The following is a 17,811-nucleotide window of genomic DNA, read 5'->3' on the forward strand; positions in this document are numbered from 1 at the left end:
CGACCCGCCGCCCGCGCCTGCGATTTCCGGTCACTCCCCGCGTCCAAAAAGCTCTGCCAGGCGGCTCGCCGCGGCGGCCTTGTCCAGTTCGCTGCGATCTCCCGCACGGATCATCCGGTGTGCCTCGGCCAGCGCTCCGTCGATGTCGCCGTCCACGAGGCGCTCGGTGAGCTGGTCGAGCCAGGCAACCTGCTCCTCGGCTGGAAGCGCGGATTCGACAGCTTCCACGAGAAGGCCCGTGACCTCCTCCTCCCAGTTCGGTTCCTGCTCCGTCGCGGCAGTCTTCGGTTCCGGCAGGTCCAGCTCAAGCTCGGCCTGGGCTGCCGGCGGCGCAGGGTTGAGTTGCTCGTTCACAACCGCGTTCACCTCCGACAGCGGTCGGCCACCGGCATCTTCCGACAGCTCGAGGGTCACGAGACCCGATTCCTGCGTCTGTGCGAACAAGTAGTCGGGGTCCAGTCCGAGAGCCTCGAGGATGATCGCCTGCCGAACCGGCGTCATGATCTCGGAATTGGCGGTGCCGGGGGCGGGGAGGCTGTCGGTTTCCAGCGGATGCGGCATACCGCTATCGGTGCCCTCCCATTGCGCCTCCGGAATGGCGCCATCCTTGCTGCTGGACATGGCGCGGCGTGTGACGCGCCCGTCCAGGTAAACATGGAAGGCGAAATGGGCGCCGGGGTGTCGGCTGCCGGAATGGCGGAAATAGAAGATCTCGTCGCCTTCGAGCGCATCGCTCAGTGCCTCGCAAAAGGCGGAAACATCCCCGTCACCTTCCCGAAACTCGATCAGGGTCAGGCCGGCCGCCCCGAGCGGCCCCGTGAGGCGCACCGGCCCGCCATTGCTGGCGAAGCCCTTGTCGGCCAGCACGATCCGGGCGAGCGGCGGCGGGTCGAGCGTGCCCGCCGGTTGGATGCGCAGCTTCGGGCCGCCGGAAGCGGACTTCCCGGCCGTGTCGCCGCGCCCCAGCAGCCGGGAGAGAATCCCGCGCCGGGCGGGAGGCGCCGTGGCCGGCGCGGCAGGGCCGCCCGCCTGAAGGAACCCAATGGCTTCGGCCACCTCGGCCGGTGCGCGCGCCGTGAGCGCGAAGTCGATAAGCGCGAAATCTTCAGTCATCTGCCCGCACCCCCATCTGTTATCGCCTGTCACTCTTCCGGGCAGGCCGTTTCAAACGTCTGTCACCACGGCGGGCGTGTCAACCGATCGCGCCCCATGAGGCGCCATGCTTGCGACATGAGAGCCCATGCACTATAGGGCCAATCGGAACCGGCCGCGGGACGTCCCCGAATGGCCGATGAAAGGATCCCATGGCACGTCGCAAGAAAATATACGAGGGCAAGGCCAAGATTCTCTACGAAGGACCCGAGCCGGGAACGCTCGTGCAGTACTTCAAGGATGACACCACCGCCTTCAATGCCGAGAAGAAGGACGTGATCGAGGGCAAGGGGGTGCTCAACAACCGCCTGTCCGAGTTCTTCATGAAAGGGCTGAACGAGATCGGGGTGCCGACGCACTTCATCAAGCGAATCAATATGCGCGAGCAACTCGTTCGTTCCGTTGAGATTATTCCGCTTGAGGTTGTCGTGCGCAACGTCGCCGCCGGCTCGATCTCCAAGCGTCTGGGCATTGCGGAAGGCACGCCGCTGCCGCGCCCGATCGTGGAATTCTATTACAAGGACGATGCGCTCGGCGACCCGCTGGTCACCGAGGAGCATATCATCGCCTTTGGCTGGGCCACCCAGCAGGACATGGACGACATGGTCGCGCTGGCGCTCCGGGTGAACGATTTCATCTCGGGCATCATGATGGGCGTCGGAATCAAGCTGGTCGATTTCAAGATCGAGATCGGACGAATCTGGGACGGCGATTTCATGCGCCTGGTCGTGGCCGACGAGATCAGCCCCGATTCCTGCCGCCTGTGGGATATGGAAACCGGTCAGAAGCTCGACAAGGACGTGTTCCGGCGCGACCTCGGCAACCTCGCCGATGCCTATACCGAGGTGGCCAAGCGTCTTGGCGTTCTGCCGAACAACGCCACCCCGATGGGCAAGCCCACGCTGATCAACTGAAAGCCTGTGCTCCTCATCGGAGGGGCGCAGCCACGCAAGACAGGCAGAAGACTGAAGGACGAGCAGAAATGAAGGCCAAGGTTACCGTCATGCTGAAAACCGGCGTTCTGGACCCGCAGGGCGAGGCGGTGAAATCCGCGCTCGGCTCGCTGGGCTTCGGGGGCGTCGATGCCGTGCGCCAGGGCAAGGTGATCGAACTGGACCTCGCCGAGACCGATCCGGCGGCCGCCGAGGCCTCGGTCAAGGAGATGTGCGAGAAGCTGCTCGCCAATACGGTGATCGAGAGCTATTCCATCGAGATCGCCTGATGCGGGCGGCCTTGCTGACAGGCTATCGCGCGCCGCTCGAGATCGGCGCACGCCCTGATCCCACGCCGCCCGAGGGGGGCGTGGTGCTCAGGGTGCTTGCCTGCGGCATCTGCCGGTCGGACTGGCATGTCTGGACCGGATCGGACCCGGTCGCGTTGCCGCAGATCCCCGGCCATGAATATTGCGGCGAGGTGGTCGCCGTGGGGCAGGGCGTCTCGCAGTGGAAAGCCGGCGATCGCGTGATCGCGCCCTTCATCCTAGCTTGCGGCCATTGCCCGGCCTGTTCCAGTGGCCGGCAGACGATCTGTCCTGACCAGGTGCTTCCCGGCTTCACGCAGGATGGCGCCTATGCCGAGTTGGTCGCGGTGCCCTTCGCCGATACCAACCTGACCGCGCTGCCGCCCTGGATGGAGCCGGCGCTGGCCGCCGCCATGGGGTGCCGGGTCACGACCGCCTGGCACGCGCTGACGGGCCGCGCGGCGCTCGCGCCGGGCGAGTGGCTCGCCGTCTTCGGTGCCGGCGGTGTCGGGCTCTCGGTGACGATGCTCGGCAAGGCGCTCGGGGCAAAGGTCATCGTTGTCGATGTGGTTCAGGAGAAGCTCGACTACGCCATGCGTCTCGGCGCCGAGGCGGGCGTAAACGCGGCTTCGACCGATGCGGCCGCGGCTGTGCGGGATCTGACCGGCGGTGGGGCCGATGTCGCCATCGAGGCGCTCGGCATTGAAGAAACCACCGTAAGCGCTCTGAAATCGCTTGGGAAAATGGGGCGTATGGTGCAGGTCGGCATGCCGACCGGGGCGCATGCGAATATGCCGATCCCGATGGATGCCGTATACTCCGGACAGCTTGCCGTCTTTGGCACCCGTGGCATGCCCGCCTGGCGCTACCCGAGTCTTTTGAGCCTGCTGGAGGCCTCGCAGCTGGATCTGTCGCCGCTGATCTCTCGTCGCGTCCGCCTGTCGGACGCCTCCGCCGAACTTGCCGCCTTTGACGGCCCGACGCCGCCGGGCGTTGCCGTCATCACCGATTTCCTGAGCTGAGGAGCCCGATCCACATGCGCGCTGCTGTCGTTACCTTTCCCGGATCCAATTGCGACCGCGACCTCGCCGTTGCCTTCGAAACTGCCGGTTTCGAGGTTCACCGCGTGTGGCACCGCGATACCAACCTGCCGGACGGGCTGGACGTGATCGGCCTGCCGGGGGGCTTTTCCTTTGGCGACTACCTGCGTTGTGGTGCGATTGCCGCCAATGCGCCGATCTGTCGGGAAGTGAAGGCGTTTGCCGAACGTGGCGGCCATGTTCTGGGCATTTGCAACGGCTTCCAGGTGCTACTTGAGACCGGATTGCTTCCGGGCGCGCTGATGCGCAACGCCAATCTGCATTTCGTCTGCAAGCCGGTCGGGCTACGGGTGGAGAACAATCAGTCGCCCTACACGTCGGGCTATGGCGGGTGCGCCGAGATCACCATTCCGATCGCGCATCACGACGGCAATTTCCAGGCCGATGCCGAGACCATTGCCCGCCTCGATGGCGACGGGCGGGTGGCGTTCCGCTATATCGACAATCCCAACGGTTCGGCCGGCGATATTGCCGGCGTCTTGTCGGCCAACCGGCGCGTGCTGGGGATGATGCCGCATCCGGAGCGTGCCATCGACGCCATGCATGGCGGCACCGACGGGCTGGCAATGTTCACCGCGCTCACCGAAACGCTGGTCGGCGCCTGAGGTGTTTTCGTCTGTTCCCGGGGGGCTGTGCCCCCTACGCGCTCTGGCGGGCGCTCTCCCCAGGATATTTGGGGTCAGAAGAAAGGCTAGCCATTCCTTCGCGTGTCGGTTCGACACGGGTGACGGGCCGGCGGCGCGCCGGTTCGTTTCGGCGCGGCGGCCTTGGTGCGGAGCATGATCCGACTGCGCTATTCCCTTGGGTTTCGGTCCCTTATCGCCTAAGTTTCGTGCATGTCCATAACCCCGAACCTTCCTGAGCCGGTCGAGGAAAACACGCCATGGCGGCTGCGTGTCGTTGTGGTGCTGATCCTCGTGGCAGCGGGGGTGACGCTCTATGTGACCAACCTTTGGTTGAGCGACCGGTTCACGGAGACAACCCGGAACCGAGCGGAGCTGAGGCTTGCTCTATATTCTGGCAACGTTATCAGTGAGTTACAGAGGACATCGGTGGTGCCGCTCCTGCTCGCGCAGGACCCGGCGCTGATCGGGGCGCTGAATTCGGGAGATTTCACCCAAAGCTCGCAGCGCCTGATCTCGTTCCGGGACGAGATCGGGGCCGCGTCGCTGATGATGCTGGATGCCGATGGTCGGGTCGTGGCGGCGACGGATCGTAGCAAGCTTGGGTCGCAGCATCGCTCCTCGGCCTATTTCATTGATGCGATCCGCTCCAATGACACCGTGTTCTCGCTGGTCGAGATGGAGACGGGGGTGAAGGAGTTCACCTATTCGCGGCGGATAACCTCGGAACGCGAGGTGGTGGGTGTGATCGTGGTCGAGGTCGACCTGCGGAAATTCGAGAGCTCCTGGGCGGGGATCGCGGATGCCGTGTTGGTGACCGATAGCGAGGGGTCCATCATCCTGGCGACCGAACCGCGCTGGCGCGGGCGCACGGTGGAGGAGGCGTTGACGGCGCAGTCGGCACCCTCGGCCATTGCGCGGGCGCTGCATGCCACCACCGATTGGTCGCTGACCATGCCGGATGCCTATATCCTTGGCGAGGCGGTGATGCGTTCGGAGGCGCGGATTCCGTTCCAGGGCTGGCGGATTGTCGGTTTCACAACCTATGCCTCGGTGCGCGAGCGGGTGAACGGGGTTCTGGCGCTGGAGATCATGGGCTTTGCCCTGCTGCTGGCGGCGGCCTTCTATTTCATGAGCCGCAAGGCGCAATCGCGCTCGCGCCTGTTCCAGCGGGAATCGGCGGAGTTGCGGGTGCTCAACCAGCGGCTGCAGCGCGAGATCGCCGAGCGGGAGCGGGCCGAGAAGAACCTGGAAGTGGCCGAGCAGACGCTGGCGCAAAGCTCCAAGTTGGCGGCGCTCGGCGAGATGTCGGCCTCGGTCAGCCACGAATTGAACCAGCCGCTCGCGGCGATGAAGACCTACCTGGCCGGGGCGCGGCTTCTGTTGCAGCGCAAGCGGACCGAGGAGGCGCTGAGTTCCTTCCAGCGGATCGACGACCTGATCGGACGGATGGGGGCGATCACGCGGCAGCTCAAATCTTATGCCCGCAAGGGGGAGGAGGCTTTCGAGCCTCTGGACATGCGCGAGGCCGTGTCCGAGGGGCTGGCGATGATGGAGCCGCAACTCAAGAGCCGTCGCATTGCTATCAGCCGGACGATGCCGGCCCAGCCGGTCATGGTGATGTGCGACAGGCTTCGGCTGGAACAGGTCTTCATCAACCTGTTCCGCAACGCCATCGACGCGACCAAGGACGCCGAGGAGCCGCAGATCGAGCTGATCCTGTCGGCGGGCGAGAACGCGATCCTGAGCGTGCATGACAACGGTCATGGTATCGTGGATCTGGAATCGCTCTTCGAACCCTTCTACACAACGAAACAGCCCGGAGACGGAGTCGGGCTGGGGCTGGCGATCTCCTCGGGGATCATCAACGATTTCGGTGGTCGTCTGACCGCCTGGAACGGGCCGGATGGCGGTGCCGTTTTTGAAGTGCAGCTGCCGATCCTGAAGGCAAAACAGGAAGCGGCGGAGTAATGCGTGTAAACGTGACCAGAGAGGTGGCACCATGGCCAAGGCAATGAAGATCGCGATTGTCGATGACGAGCAGGACATGCGCCAGTCGATCAGCCAGTGGCTCGCTCTCTCCGGCTTCGACACGGAAACCTTTGCCACCGCCGAAGAGGCGCTCAAGCGGATCGGGCCGGATTATCCCGGCGTCGTCGTTTCCGATGTCCGGATGCCGGGCATGGACGGGATGGCCTTTCTCAAGCGGCTGATGAGCCAGGACTCGGCGCTGCCGGTGATCATCATCACCGGGCATGGCGATGTTCCCATGGCTGTCGAGGCGATGCGGGTTGGCGCGTTCGACTTTCTAGAGAAGCCTTTCAACCCGGATCAGATGACGGAGTTGGCCAAGAAGGCCACGCAGAAACGCCGGTTGGCGCTCGATGCGCGGGCGCTCCGGCGCGATCTGTCCGGCGGCACGCAGATCATGGACAAGCTGATCGGTGCCAGCCCGGCGATGGAGCGGCTGCGAGAGGACATTCTCGATCTGGGCCAGGCCGATGGGCATGTGCTGATCGATGGCGAGACCGGCACCGGCAAGACGCTGGCAGCGCATGCGCTGCACGCGGTGGGGTCGCGGGCGAGCAAGCCCTTCGTGTTGGTGCAATGCGGCGCCTATCCGGAGGAGGAAATGTCCTTGCGGCTCTTTGACGGCGATCCGGATGCCGCGGTTTTGCCGCTGGTGGAGCAGGCGCGCGGCGGCACGCTTTGCCTGGAGGATATCGAGGCGCTGGATACCAATGTGCAGGCGCGCCTGCTGACCTTCATCAACGATCAGGGCAGCCCGGCCGAGACCCGGATCGTTGCGGTGTCGAACCTGCAGGAGCAGGGTAAGACGAGCGAGGATGTGCTGCGCCCCGATCTGTTCTACCGGCTGGCCGCGATGCGGATCACGCTGCCGCCGCTGCGTCAGCGGGGCGAGGATATCCTGTTGCTGTTCACCCGTTTTGCCGAGCAATTCGCCGATGAATATGGCTGCGATGCGCCGGAGGTTGGCGCGCAGGAGGCAGCGCAGCTGTTGCAGGCGCCTTGGCCGGGCAATGTTCGCCAGTTGACCAATGTGGCCGAGCGGGCTGTTTTGCAGAGCCGGCGCGGCTCGGGAACCATCGCCTCGCTGTTGATGGCGGAGAGCGAGAGCGTCGAACCGGTGATGACGACGGAAGGCAAGCCGCTCAAGGAATATGTCGAGGCGTTCGAGCGGATGCTGATCGACAACACGATGCGACGGCACAAGGGATCGATCGTCTCGGTCATGGAGGAGCTTTGCCTTCCGCGGCGTACCCTCAACGAGAAAATGGCCAAATACGGCCTACAACGATCGGATTACCTCTGAGATGACCGCACTCCTGTTCGACATGGACGGGCTGCTGCTCGATACCGAGCGCGTGGCCCTGAACAGCTTTTTGACGATTGCCGCCGATCACGCGATGGAAAGCGCGCAGGCCGAGCCATTCTTCCTGTCGCTGGTCGGTTCCAGTGGTCCGCAGACGAAACAGCGCCTGCAGGGCGTCGGCATTGCCGATGTCGATCGCTTTCAGGAGGAATGGGGCGCGCTGTTCCGGAGCCTCGTGTCGAAAGATGTGCCGGTGAAACCGGGTGTGCAGGCGCTGATTGCGGAGCTTGGGGCGAAGGGCCTGACCATGGTGGTCGTCACCTCGACGCGCAAGGACATGGCGCGGGACCAGCTCGGGCGGGCCGGGTTGCTGGAGCATTTTCGGGATGTGGTGGGCGGTGATTGCGTTGCCGCGCACAAGCCAGACCCGGCGCCATACCTGTTGGGGGCGGCGCGGGCAGGGGTGGCCCCCGGCAATTGCTTTGCCTTCGAGGATAGTGACAAGGGCGTGGCCGCAGCGGTCGCGGCCGGCTGCCGGGTGAGCCAGGTTCCGGACCTGCGACCGCGAAATGCGGGCTTGCCTGCGCTCGGGCAGGGGGTTTTCAACAACCTGCGCGAAGCGGTCGAGGCGCAGGGGCTGCTCTGATTCCAGAAACATCCCGACCCGGGCGGAGTTGCGTTCGGGGGGAGAAAGCGGCGCGGGGGACGGCCCTCGGCCTTTGGCGCTGACGCGCTGTCGGCCATTGGGCGGTGGCGCCCCTGCGGGGCGTTGACGGGGTCGGAGTCCGCATTCGCGCGCGAATTTGCGCAGTTTCCGATTGTGTTATCCCCATTCCTGCCGATAAGGTCGGTGCTACCGGCCTCTGGGACCCGCTTTGTCGCCCCGAGAGACCGCCTCAAATTTCACTGTGCCGAACCTGGGCTGGCCAATTGCCGGCAGGAAACGGGACAGCGTACCGGTCAGGTTAGACCAAGGCCCGAGGCACGGCTCCGGGCAAAACCATGAATAGGTGTCGGGCAAACAATTGCCTTCGGCATCGGAGAACAAGAACCGCGATGGAACGCGCGTTGGAAATTCGAGGAGCAGGCAGGGCGCAAGATAGCGCCGCTGCCGCTTTTGTCGTACACGCCGTTCCCGCCTCAGCATATCACCCCAGCTCTCCACCTGCGCCTGACCGGACGCAGGCCCCGCCCGGGTGCGAAAGATTTACATGGCAAAGAAGATGCTCATCGACGCCACACACGCGGAAGAGACCCGCGTTGTCGTGGTGGACGGCAACAAGGTTGACGAGTTCGATTTCGAGTCCGTCAACAAACGGCAACTAGCTGGAAATATTTACCTTGCAAAAGTGACCCGCGTGGAGCCCTCGCTCCAGGCTGCCTTCGTGGATTACGGCGGGAACCGGCACGGTTTCCTGGCCTTCTCGGAGATTCACCCGGATTACTACCAGATCCCGGTGGCCGACCGGAAAGCGCTTCTGGCAGAGGAGCGTGAAGCGAACCGTGACGAAGAGGAAGAGGACGGCGAGGAGCAGAAGAAGTCCCGCTCCCGTTCGCGCCGCTCCCGTTCGCGCAACCGCAACCGCAAGGATGAGACCCAGGGCGCCGAGGCAGAGACCCGCCCGAGCGGGATCGAAGGCATGGATGTCGTAGATCTTGGTGACGGGGGGGAGGACGTTGTCGGGCTCGCGGCCCCGGTCGAGGTGATCGAAGACGGAAACTTCGCTGCGGAAATCACCGACCCCGTCGAGGGCGATGCGGTCGCGGTCGACGACGCGCCGACGGAAACGGAGGCGTCCGAACAGGATGCGCCTGAGCAAGCCGAAGCGGCGGTCGAGCCGGTAGAAGAGACGGCAGACGCCGCCGATGCACCGGAGCAAGCCGAAACCGCGAGCGCGGAGCCGGAGGCTGCGACTGCCGAAGTCGCTGCGCCGGGCGCTGACGACGCTGCGCCGGAAGCCGCTGCCGAGGATGCTGTCGAAACGGCTGAAGCCGTGGACGATGTTGAGGGTGCGGAACCCGACGCGGATACCGAGGAAGCTGCGGGAAGCGCTGAGACGGAAAGCGAAGACGAGGACGGGGACAAACCCGGCCGGACCATGGCGGCGCGTCTTGAAGACGATCCGGCCGATGTCGTGACCTCCGAAATCGTAGAGGATGACGACGCGGAGACCTCCGAGGGAAGCGCTGAAGAGGCGGCTGTCGCGGAGGATGCGACGTCCGGGGAGCCGACCGAGGCTTCGGAACCCGAGGCGAGTGCCGAGGCAGAGGCCGTGGCTGAGGAACCGGGTGAGACCAACACCGCTTCGGAAGAAATGCCGGCTGAAGTCGAAGTGGCGGAAGCTGCTGAAACGCCCGGCAGCGAAGACGATGCAACCGAAGCGGAAGCCGCTGCCGCCACTGAGGACACTTCCGCGGAGGACGAAGACAGCGCGTCCGAGGACGAAGACGAAGATGAGGACGAGGACCACCCCGGCAACGACATCGAGTCGGTGGCCGAGGAGGACGTTCAGGAGGAGATCCGCCGTCCGCGCAAGCCGCGCATGCGCCGCTACAAGATCCAGGAAGTCATCAAGGTGCGCCAGATCATGCTGGTGCAAGTGGTCAAGGAAGAGCGCGGCAACAAGGGCGCTGCTCTGACGACATACCTGTCGTTGGCCGGCCGTTACTGCGTCCTTATGCCGAACACCGCCCGGGGCGGCGGCATCTCTCGCAAGATCACCAACGCGGCGGATCGCAAGAAGCTCAAGGAGATCGCGGGCGAGATCGACGTGCCCGAGGGCGCGGGCCTGATCATCCGCACGGCGGGTGCCAAGCGGACCAAGGCCGAGATCAAGCGTGACTATGAGTATCTCAAGCGGCTCTGGGAGCAGATCCGGGAGCTGACGCTGAAATCCATCGCGCCGGCGCCGATTTATGAAGAGGGCAACCTCATCAAGCGGTCGATCCGCGACCTGTATAACCGCGATATCGACGAGGTCTTCGTCGAAGGCGAGCAGGGCTACCGCGTGGCCAAGGACTTCATGAAGATGATCATGCCGTCCCACGCCAAGAACGTGAAGCAATACACCGAGGCGATGCCGCTCTTCGCCCGCTATCAGGTGGAGAGCTACCTCGCCGCCATGTTCAACCCGGTGGTACAGCTCAAGTCGGGTGGCTACATCGTGATCGGCGTGACCGAAGCGCTGGTGGCCATCGACGTCAACTCGGGCCGTGCCACGAAAGAAGGCTCGATCGAGGAGACCGCGCTCAAGACGAACCTGGAAGCCGCCGAGGAAGTGGCCCGCCAGCTGCGTCTGCGTGACCTCGCCGGCCTGATCGTGATCGACTTCATCGACATGGAAGAGCGCAAGAACAACGCCGCCGTCGAGAAGCGCTTCAAGGACAAACTCAAGACCGATCGCGCACGGATCCAGGTTGGTCGCATCTCGGGCTTCGGCCTGCTGGAGATGAGCCGGCAACGGCTCCGCCCCGGCATGCTGGAAGCGACCACGCAGCCGTGCCCGGCCTGCCATGGCACGGGCCTGCTGCGCTCCGATGACAGCATAGGTCTGCAGATCCTGCGCCAACTGGAAGAAGAGGGTGGGCGCCGTCGCTCTAGGGAAGTGCTGGTCAAGGCTCCGGTCAGTATCGTCAACTTCCTGATGAACCAGAAGCGCGAGCATGTGGCCTCCATCGAGGCGCAATACGGTCTTTCGGTGCGCGTCGAGGCCGATCCGAGCCTTATCCCGCCTGATTTCTCGATCGAGAAGTTCAAGACCGCGACCCGCTCGGTGCCCGAACCGTCCGCGCCGGTTATCTCCATCGACACCTCGGACATGCCCGATTTCGTCGAAGAGGAGGAGGAAGAGATCGTGGAGGCACAGGAGACTGTGCAGGCCACGGAAGGCAATGGCGATGACGATGGATCCTCGCGCAAGAAGCGCCGCCGTCGGCGTCGCCGCCGTGGCGGAGCCGCAGGGGACGAGAATCAGAACGACGATTCCGCGCAGTCTTCGGAAAACGGCTCGGAGGAAAGTTCCGACGAGGCGGTAGCCGAGGAAGCGAATGCGGCCTCTGACGAGGCTGAGAACGGCGAGGAGGACAAGAAGTCCGGTCGTTCGCGTCGTCGCCGTTCGCGCCGCCGGTCTGGCCGCAATGCCGATGACGCCCCCGAAGCCGAGGCGTCGGAAAGCGACGCCAAAGCCGAGGATACGGTTGGCGAGGCCTCCGATGCGGAAGCAGCGGATGTGAAGAAAGAAGCTGTTGAAGACAGCGTCGAGACGTCTGCGGAGACTGCTGAGAGCGTGCCGGAGCCTGCGGTTGATGACGCCGTTGAAACCGCGCCCGAGGCGTCTGCCGAAACGGAAGCGCCGCAACCGGAAACCGAAGCCCCTGAAGTCGAGGCCGAGGCTGGTGAAGCGGAGACCGTTGAAGCTGCTGCCGACGACGTGGTGGCAGCGGATGAAGAGCCGGCCGCGCCGGAAGCCGCAGTCGAAGAGGTTGTCGCCGATCCCGCCGAAGCAGAGGTTCCGGAAGCCGAGGAAACGGTGTCCGAAGCGGACCGCGAACAGGCCGAAGCGGCGATGAGCGAGACGGTCGACGAAGATCCCAAGCCGAAGCGACGTGGCTGGTGGTCGGTCGGCCGCTGAGCGATCCCGCCTTTCAGGCAAGAAACGGGCCAGGAAAGCATCTGCTTCCTGGCCCGAAATCTGTCCGGGGTAGGTTGAAAAATGGGGTATAATAATACCATAATTTCAAGCCATTGAAATTGTATAACTAATTGGCGCAGATGTAACTTGACCGGCGCGTGAAAACCCTTAGAACCGGCGCATCCAAGGTTTCCGGTGCCGCAAGGCGCCTTCCAGACGAACCCGTAAAGAGCAAGAACATGAAAACCTATACCGCGACTCCGGCGGATATCGAGAAGAAGTGGATCATCATCGACGCCGAAGGCGTGGTGCTGGGTCGTCTTGCCTCGATCATCGCCAACCGTCTGCGTGGCAAACACAAGGCCACCTTCACCCCGCATATGGACATGGGCGACAATGTCATCGTGATCAACGCCGAGAAGGTGCAGATCACGGGCAACAAGCGCTCCAAGCCCAACTACTGGCACACTGGCTATCCGGGCGGCATCAAGTCCCGCACGACCGGCCAGATCCTCGAGGGCAAGTACCCCGAGCGCGTCGTCACGCAGGCCGTCAAGCGCATGCTGCCGGGCAACCGCCTGAGCCGCCAGCAGATGACCAACCTGCGCGTCTACGCCGGCACCGAGCATCCGCATGAGGCTCAAAAGCCCGAAGTGCTCGACGTCAAGTCCATGAACAAGAAAAACACCCGGAGCTGAGGAACATGGTCGAAGAAATCAAATCCCTCGCCGAGCTGAACGAAGTCGCTGAAGGCTCCGCTCCGGTCGTCGAAGAGCTGGTCAACCGCGATCCCGTGCGCGACGAGCTGGGCCGTTCCTATGCCACCGGCAAGCGGAAGGACGCGGTTGCCCGCGTCTGGATCAAGCCGGGCTCCGGCAAGGTCACCGTAAATGGCCGTGACATCACCGTCTACTTCGCCCGCCCTGTGCAGCAGCTTATCCTGAACCAGCCGTTCCAGGTTGCCGGCGTCGTCGGTGAATTCGACGTTGTCGCCACCGTCAAGGGTGGTGGCCTCTCCGGTCAGGCTGGCGCGGTCAAGCACGGCATCTCCAAGGCCCTGCAACTCTACGATCCCACGCTGCGCGCGCCGCTCAAGGCTGCGGGCTTCCTGACCCGCGACAGCCGCGTCGTAGAACGCAAGAAGTTCGGCCGCCGCAAGGCCCGCCGGAGCTTCCAGTTCTCCAAGCGCTGATCGAACGAGACGTTTTACGGAAAAGGGCCGCCTTCGGGTGGCCCTTTTTTTCTTTCAGATGTGTCGCAGCTTTTTCCGGTTTGAAACCAGTCTTCGATGACGCAACTCGGTTCCATCATCTTTCCGAAAATGCCTCCGCCGGAGGCACGATCCACAGGATCGTACGTGAGAGGAAACACCGGTTGCCGCCCAGCCCGTCCTCGCCTAGCAGTAGGAGCAGGGTAGGAGGGTATCATGGTGAAACTGAACATCAGCGCGGCCGACATGGTTGCAGCGGCGCGGGAACGGATCGAGGAAGTCTCCGCCGCCGACGCGATCGCGATGATGGACAACCCGGACGTGGTCATCGTCGATCTGCGTGATGTGCGGGAGCGCCAGCGGGTCGGGTTCATCCCCGGCGCATTTCATTGCCCCCGCGGGATGATGGAGTTCTGGGTCGATCCGGAGAGCCCGTATTTCAAATCGATTTTCGGGGAGGACAAGAAATTCGTCTTCCATTGCGCATCCGGCTGGCGCTCCGCGCTTGCCGTCGCCACGCTCAATGATATGGGCTTTCCAGCCGCGCATATCCGCGAGGGCTTCACCGGCTGGGTCGAACAGGGCGGCCCCGTCGAGACCTACAAGACAGAGTGAGAGCGATGAACAGCGAAGAACAGCGGCTCGCGCCGGGCAGTGCCGAATGGTTGGACGCGTTGCGGGCGGAGGTCACGGACGGGCAGAGGGAGCCGATCTCCCGGATGGGGTATTTCTGTGCGCCTTTCCGGCCGGAGAGCGGTCCGTTCCTGGGCACGGTGATCAAGGTCTATCAGAGCCGGGCAGGGCAGGAGATTCTCCAGCGGCTGGCGGCGGCGCATGACGACTACGTTGCAGCTCTCGGCGCCTGCGGTGTCCGCCTGCCCGAAACGCGGCTTTGCCTGCTGGATTGCGACGGTACTACCGTTCCGGTGATCGTACAGGAGGCGCTGCCTGCGGCATCGATGATGCGGGACCAGATGCTTCAGGCGGATCTGGACGGGGCGCTGGCGCTAATGGAGGCAGCCGGAGAAGTGATCGCGACGTTCTGGAAAGCGGCGGCGGAACGGGACGACCGGGTCGGTTTCCACCCCTCGATCCGCAACCTGGCGGTGATCGACGGACAGGGGATCTTCTTCGATACCTTCCCGCCGCTGATTGGCTACAGCCACGACGAGATGGCGGAAGTCCTGATCCGGTTCTCTGACAAGACCTGGATGCGCGCGCTTGGCCCGTTGCTGCGCTGGAAGGTGCGTGGGATCCAGGACGAATGGTACTCGCCCCCCGAAACCCTCATCGGCCTTGTCGGCAGCGCTTGCCGGCTGCGTCCGGACGATCAGCAGGCATTCCTGGATTGGGGGCGCGAGTTCGCGCAGCGCAGGATGCCGGACCATGCCGACGAGATCTTGCAAGCACTCTCCGAACCGCCGCGCCTGCCATTCTACTGGACGGCCTTTCGGAAGTTGCTCGGGCTGCAAGGCGAGCCGAATATCCGGCGCTGAGCAGGGTGTTACGACAAATAGGTACAAAGAAAGCCGCCTGAGTTCAGGCGGTTTTCTTTTGTTCGATCCTATGGCTCGATCCACCAGACATCGGGCTGGAAGCCGATCCAGTCTCCATACATCTGCGTCTTGCCTTCGGGGTATTTCAGCTCCGCCTTATGCGCGATGCGGCCCACCGGCGAATACCAGATCGGGATCACGTAGCGGCCCGTGGTCAGTACCCGGTCGAGCGCCTTGGCAGCCGCGCGGAAATCCTCCTGGCTCTCGCCATTGAGTAGCGCGTCGATCATGGCCTCGGCAGCGGGCGAGTTCATCCCCATCCAGTTGCGCGTGCCGGGCTTGGTCACGCCCTCCGCGCCCCAATAGAGGTTCTGCTCGTTGCCGGGCGACAGCGACATGTAGCGAATGTAATAGGCCATGTCGAAATCGTATTCCTGGGTGCGCTCCTTGTACTGGGCGGCATCCACCGTCACCAGGTTGGCCACCACGCCGATCCGCTTGAGCTGTTCAGCGTAAAGCTCGGCGATATTGACGGTCTGGGTTGCGCCAGAACGCAGAAAGATGTCGAATTCGAGCTTTTCGCCCGCTTCATTCGTCATCACGCCGTCCTGCACCGTCCAGCCGGCATCGGCGAGGATCCTGAGGGCCGCCCGCGTGTTCTTGCGGTTGGCCTCGGAGCCATCGGAGACGGGCAGAGCATAGCCTTCCAACGCGCCGGGGAGCAACTCATCGGCAAAGGGTTCCAGCAATTCCCGCACCTTGCCCTCGGCCGGTCCATCGGACATGCCCAGAACCGAGTTGGAGAAATAGGAGCGGATGCGCGGCTCCTCGCCGGCATTGATCGCGTTGTTGATGAACTCGAAATTGAAGGCGTGGATCAGGGCATCGCGCACGCGCCAGTCATCGAAGGGTGCGCGGCGGGTATTCATGACCATGCCCTGGATGCCGGAGGGGCGCTGGTGGGGGATCTCGGTCATGATGATCTCGCCCTTTTCAACGGCGGGGAAATCATAGGCCGTCTTCCATTTGGAGAGGCTGCCCTCGCGGTTGGAGGAGATTTCTCCGGCGCGGAAGGCCTCGAACGCGACTTCGCTGTCGCCGAACCATTCGTAGCGGATCTCGTCGATGTTGTGCTGTCCGCGGTTGAAGGGCAGATCTGACCCCCACCAGTCGGGATCCTTTTTGAGCGTCACGAAACGGCCCGGCTCGAAATCGGCGATCACGTAAGGCCCGGTGCCGACGGGGGGCTCCAGCGAGCTTTCGTCGAAGGGGCGGTTCTCGTAGGTGGATTTCTTCAGGATCGGCCTTAGCCCGAGGATGAGCGGCAACTCGTTGTCCTCGGTGTTGAAGCTGAAGCGGACCGTGCGGTCGTCCACGGCTTGCGCTGTCTCGACCTTTTCCCAGGCGCCGTGATAGCGCGGGTGGCCGAGTGTGCCGAGGGTCTCGAATGACCACAGCACATCCTCCACCGTGACCGGGCTGCCATCGGAGAAATGCGCCTCGGGGCGGAGCGTGAACTGGACCCATTCGCGATTCGGACCGGTCTCCACCGATTCGGCCAGAAGGCCGTAAAGCGTGAAGGGTTCGTCCCAATTGCGCCCCATCAGGCTTTCATAGCCATAATTTCTTTGTCCGTAGACAGAACTGCCCTTGAGGATGAACGGGTTGAGGCTGTCATAGCCACCGACCTCCGAGAGCACGATTCTTCCACCCTTGGGCGCGTCGGGGTTCACATATGGGAGGGACACAAAATCCGGTGGAAGCGCGGGATCGCCATACATAGCTATGCCATGCGCTGGTTCCGCCTGTGCGAATCCCCCTGCGAGAGAAACGGCGATTGCGCAAGCGGCAAAGCGCGTGCGTTCGAAAAAATGCGGTCGCATTTTGGCAACAATCCCTATCTGCCCTTGTATTCTTGGGGCGAGCGTAGCCCCGCAAGTCAACCATTTCAAACTTTTAACTTGGCGTACGCAGCCGGTTTGCGTATAAAGAACGTACTGCTCGATAGGTTTCTTGCCTGTATGAAACCTGCCTCAATGACTTAGCGCCCGCCTTGTGCGGGCGTTTTTTTTGGTCGGGTGCCGATTGGGCCTGCGAAAAAGATGGGCAGGACGCGAACGGATCTCGGGAGACGTGGCGTGGTCTCTGACGATTTCGATCTCCGGATGCCTGTCGGCAGGCTCTCCTGTTTCTTTATTTCGCGCGCGCAGCATGTATGCTCCGGGCAAACAAGACAGGGAGAGGGAAATGAGCCTTCAGGGAAAGACTGCCGTCATCACGGGATCAAATTCGGGGATCGGGCTTGGCGTGGCCTGGGAAATGGCACGGGCGGGCGCGGATGTGGTGTTGAACTCCTTCACGGACCGGGAAGAGGACCACGCGCTGGCAGCTGAGATTGCCAGCCAGACCGGCGTTCGGGCGCGCTATATCAAGGCGGACATGTCCAAGGGCGAGGAATGCCGGGCGCTGATCGAGCAGGCCGGCGCCTGTGATATCCTGATCAACAATGCCGGCATCCAGTTCGTGGCGCCGATCGACGAGTTCCCGGTGGAGAAATGGGACGCGATCATCGCGATCAACATGAACTCGGCCTTCCACACCACCGCGGCTGCCTTGCCCAAGATGCGCGCGGCCGGCTGGGGCCGGGTTATCAATATTGCCTCGGCGCATGGGTTGACGGCCTCGCCGTTCAAGTCGGCCTATATCGCGGCCAAGCATGGCGTTGTGGGCATGACCAAGACGGTGGCGCTTGAGACGGCGCAGGAGCCGATCACCGCCAACGCGATCTGCCCGGGCTATGTGCTGACACCGCTGGTGGAGGCGCAGATCCCGAACACGATGAAGGAATACAACATGGATCGCGAGCAGGTGATCCGCGATGTGATGCTGCAGCGCCAGCCGTCCAAGCAATTCGCCACGGTCGAGCAGTTGGGCGGGACCTGCGTTTTTCTCAGTTCGCCCGCGGCCGATCAGATCACCGGCACGACGATCAGCGTCGACGGCGGCTGGACCGCGTTGTGAGCCG

Annotated in this window: 15 protein-coding genes; 13 read left to right on the forward strand and 2 right to left on the reverse strand. The window is 63.5% G+C overall.

The window, feature by feature from the left end:
- Positions 1–30: 30 nt before the first annotated feature.
- Complete coding sequence (locus AX756_RS05725; RefSeq protein ID WP_068309485.1) at positions 31–1,113, reverse strand: hypothetical protein; 1,083 nt, start codon at positions 1,111–1,113, stop codon at positions 31–33.
- Between the two features lie 191 nt (positions 1,114–1,304).
- Between AX756_RS05725 and purC the strand changes: the two genes are divergently transcribed.
- From purC to AX756_RS05785, 12 genes are all read left to right on the forward strand, one after another.
- Positions 1,305–2,066, forward strand: coding sequence for a phosphoribosylaminoimidazolesuccinocarboxamide synthase (purC, locus tag AX756_RS05730; protein WP_068309486.1), 762 nt, complete (start codon positions 1,305–1,307; stop codon positions 2,064–2,066).
- Positions 2,067–2,134: 68 nt separating this feature from the next.
- Positions 2,135–2,374: a phosphoribosylformylglycinamidine synthase subunit PurS gene (gene purS, locus AX756_RS05735; protein WP_068309487.1), complete on the forward strand. Its 240-nt coding sequence runs from the start codon at positions 2,135–2,137 to the stop codon at positions 2,372–2,374.
- Positions 2,374–3,414, forward strand: a complete 1,041-nt coding sequence (locus tag AX756_RS05740; protein ID WP_068309488.1) for a zinc-dependent alcohol dehydrogenase family protein — start codon at positions 2,374–2,376, stop codon at positions 3,412–3,414. The genes purS and AX756_RS05740 overlap by 1 nt, the downstream gene beginning before the upstream one ends.
- A gap of 14 nt (positions 3,415–3,428) precedes the next feature.
- Positions 3,429–4,097 (forward strand): phosphoribosylformylglycinamidine synthase subunit PurQ, encoded by a 669-nt coding sequence (gene purQ / locus AX756_RS05745; protein ID WP_068309489.1) that lies wholly within the window; start codon positions 3,429–3,431, stop codon positions 4,095–4,097.
- A 231-nt stretch (positions 4,098–4,328) separates the two neighbouring features.
- A complete protein-coding gene (locus AX756_RS05750; protein WP_068309490.1) occupies positions 4,329–6,086 on the forward strand; it encodes an ATP-binding protein in 1,758 nt (585 codons plus the stop codon).
- Positions 6,087–6,117: 31 nt separating this feature from the next.
- On the forward strand, positions 6,118–7,449 hold the full coding sequence (locus AX756_RS05755) for a sigma-54-dependent transcriptional regulator (protein WP_068309491.1): 1,332 nt from the start codon (positions 6,118–6,120) through the stop codon (positions 7,447–7,449).
- A 1-nt stretch (position 7,450) separates the two neighbouring features.
- Positions 7,451–8,095, forward strand: a complete 645-nt coding sequence (locus AX756_RS05760) for an HAD family hydrolase (protein ID WP_068309492.1) — start codon at positions 7,451–7,453, stop codon at positions 8,093–8,095.
- Positions 8,096–8,660: 565 nt separating this feature from the next.
- The gene (locus AX756_RS05765) at positions 8,661–12,080 is read left to right on the forward strand and encodes an Rne/Rng family ribonuclease (RefSeq protein WP_068309493.1); all 3,420 of its coding nucleotides are present in this window, start codon (positions 8,661–8,663) and stop codon (positions 12,078–12,080) included.
- A 239-nt stretch (positions 12,081–12,319) separates the two neighbouring features.
- Positions 12,320–12,778 carry a 50S ribosomal protein L13 gene (rplM, locus tag AX756_RS05770; RefSeq protein WP_068309494.1) on the forward strand — a complete coding sequence of 153 codons (459 nt, stop codon included), beginning with the start codon at positions 12,320–12,322 and terminating at the stop codon, positions 12,776–12,778.
- A 5-nt stretch (positions 12,779–12,783) separates the two neighbouring features.
- Positions 12,784–13,272 (forward strand): 30S ribosomal protein S9, encoded by a 489-nt coding sequence (rpsI, locus tag AX756_RS05775; protein WP_068309495.1) that lies wholly within the window; start codon positions 12,784–12,786, stop codon positions 13,270–13,272.
- A 234-nt stretch (positions 13,273–13,506) separates the two neighbouring features.
- Complete coding sequence (locus AX756_RS05780; RefSeq protein ID WP_170307686.1) at positions 13,507–13,905, forward strand: rhodanese-like domain-containing protein; 399 nt, start codon at positions 13,507–13,509, stop codon at positions 13,903–13,905.
- Between the two features lie 5 nt (positions 13,906–13,910).
- On the forward strand, positions 13,911–14,786 hold the full coding sequence (locus tag AX756_RS05785; protein WP_231700987.1) for a DUF6206 family protein: 876 nt from the start codon (positions 13,911–13,913) through the stop codon (positions 14,784–14,786).
- Between the two features lie 68 nt (positions 14,787–14,854).
- On the opposite strand, the gene AX756_RS05790 is transcribed toward AX756_RS05785, so the two are convergent.
- Positions 14,855–16,669, reverse strand: a complete 1,815-nt coding sequence (locus AX756_RS05790) for an extracellular solute-binding protein (RefSeq protein ID WP_068309496.1) — start codon at positions 16,667–16,669, stop codon at positions 14,855–14,857.
- Positions 16,670–17,033: 364 nt separating this feature from the next.
- Here AX756_RS05790 and AX756_RS05795 point away from each other — a divergent pair, with 364 nt between their 5' ends.
- Entirely contained in the window at positions 17,034–17,807 is a 774-nt protein-coding gene (locus AX756_RS05795; RefSeq protein WP_068309497.1) for a 3-hydroxybutyrate dehydrogenase, read from the forward strand.
- Positions 17,808–17,811 lie beyond the last annotated feature (4 nt).

Origin of the sequence: Aliiruegeria sabulilitoris (assembly GCF_001558155.1) — a bacterium.
Classification (GTDB): domain Bacteria; phylum Pseudomonadota; class Alphaproteobacteria; order Rhodobacterales; family Rhodobacteraceae; genus Tropicimonas; species Tropicimonas sabulilitoris.

What these genes read in the sequence shown, in the direction of transcription:
- AX756_RS05760 (WP_068309492.1), top strand. Translation starts at nt 7,451, where the DNA reads ATGACCGCACTCCTGTTCGACATGGACGGGCTGCTGCTCGATACCGAG.
- AX756_RS05740 (WP_068309488.1), top strand. Translation starts at nt 2,374, where the DNA reads ATGCGGGCGGCCTTGCTGACAGGCTATCGCGCGCCGCTCGAGATCGGC.
- purQ (WP_068309489.1), top strand. Translation starts at nt 3,429, where the DNA reads ATGCGCGCTGCTGTCGTTACCTTTCCCGGATCCAATTGCGACCGCGAC.
- purS (WP_068309487.1), top strand. Translation starts at nt 2,135, where the DNA reads ATGAAGGCCAAGGTTACCGTCATGCTGAAAACCGGCGTTCTGGACCCG.
- AX756_RS05750 (WP_068309490.1), top strand. Translation starts at nt 4,329, where the DNA reads ATGTCCATAACCCCGAACCTTCCTGAGCCGGTCGAGGAAAACACGCCA.
- AX756_RS05790 (WP_068309496.1), bottom strand. Translation starts at nt 16,669, where the DNA reads ATGCGACCGCATTTTTTCGAACGCACGCGCTTTGCCGCTTGCGCAATC.
- AX756_RS05755 (WP_068309491.1), top strand. Translation starts at nt 6,118, where the DNA reads ATGGCCAAGGCAATGAAGATCGCGATTGTCGATGACGAGCAGGACATG.
- AX756_RS05780 (WP_170307686.1), top strand. Translation starts at nt 13,507, where the DNA reads ATGGTGAAACTGAACATCAGCGCGGCCGACATGGTTGCAGCGGCGCGG.
- AX756_RS05795 (WP_068309497.1), top strand. Translation starts at nt 17,034, where the DNA reads ATGAGCCTTCAGGGAAAGACTGCCGTCATCACGGGATCAAATTCGGGG.
- AX756_RS05765 (WP_068309493.1), top strand. Translation starts at nt 8,661, where the DNA reads ATGGCAAAGAAGATGCTCATCGACGCCACACACGCGGAAGAGACCCGC.
- rplM (WP_068309494.1), top strand. Translation starts at nt 12,320, where the DNA reads ATGAAAACCTATACCGCGACTCCGGCGGATATCGAGAAGAAGTGGATC.
- rpsI (WP_068309495.1), top strand. Translation starts at nt 12,784, where the DNA reads ATGGTCGAAGAAATCAAATCCCTCGCCGAGCTGAACGAAGTCGCTGAA.
- AX756_RS05785 (WP_231700987.1), top strand. Translation starts at nt 13,911, where the DNA reads ATGAACAGCGAAGAACAGCGGCTCGCGCCGGGCAGTGCCGAATGGTTG.
- purC (WP_068309486.1), top strand. Translation starts at nt 1,305, where the DNA reads ATGGCACGTCGCAAGAAAATATACGAGGGCAAGGCCAAGATTCTCTAC.
- AX756_RS05725 (WP_068309485.1), bottom strand. Translation starts at nt 1,113, where the DNA reads ATGACTGAAGATTTCGCGCTTATCGACTTCGCGCTCACGGCGCGCGCA.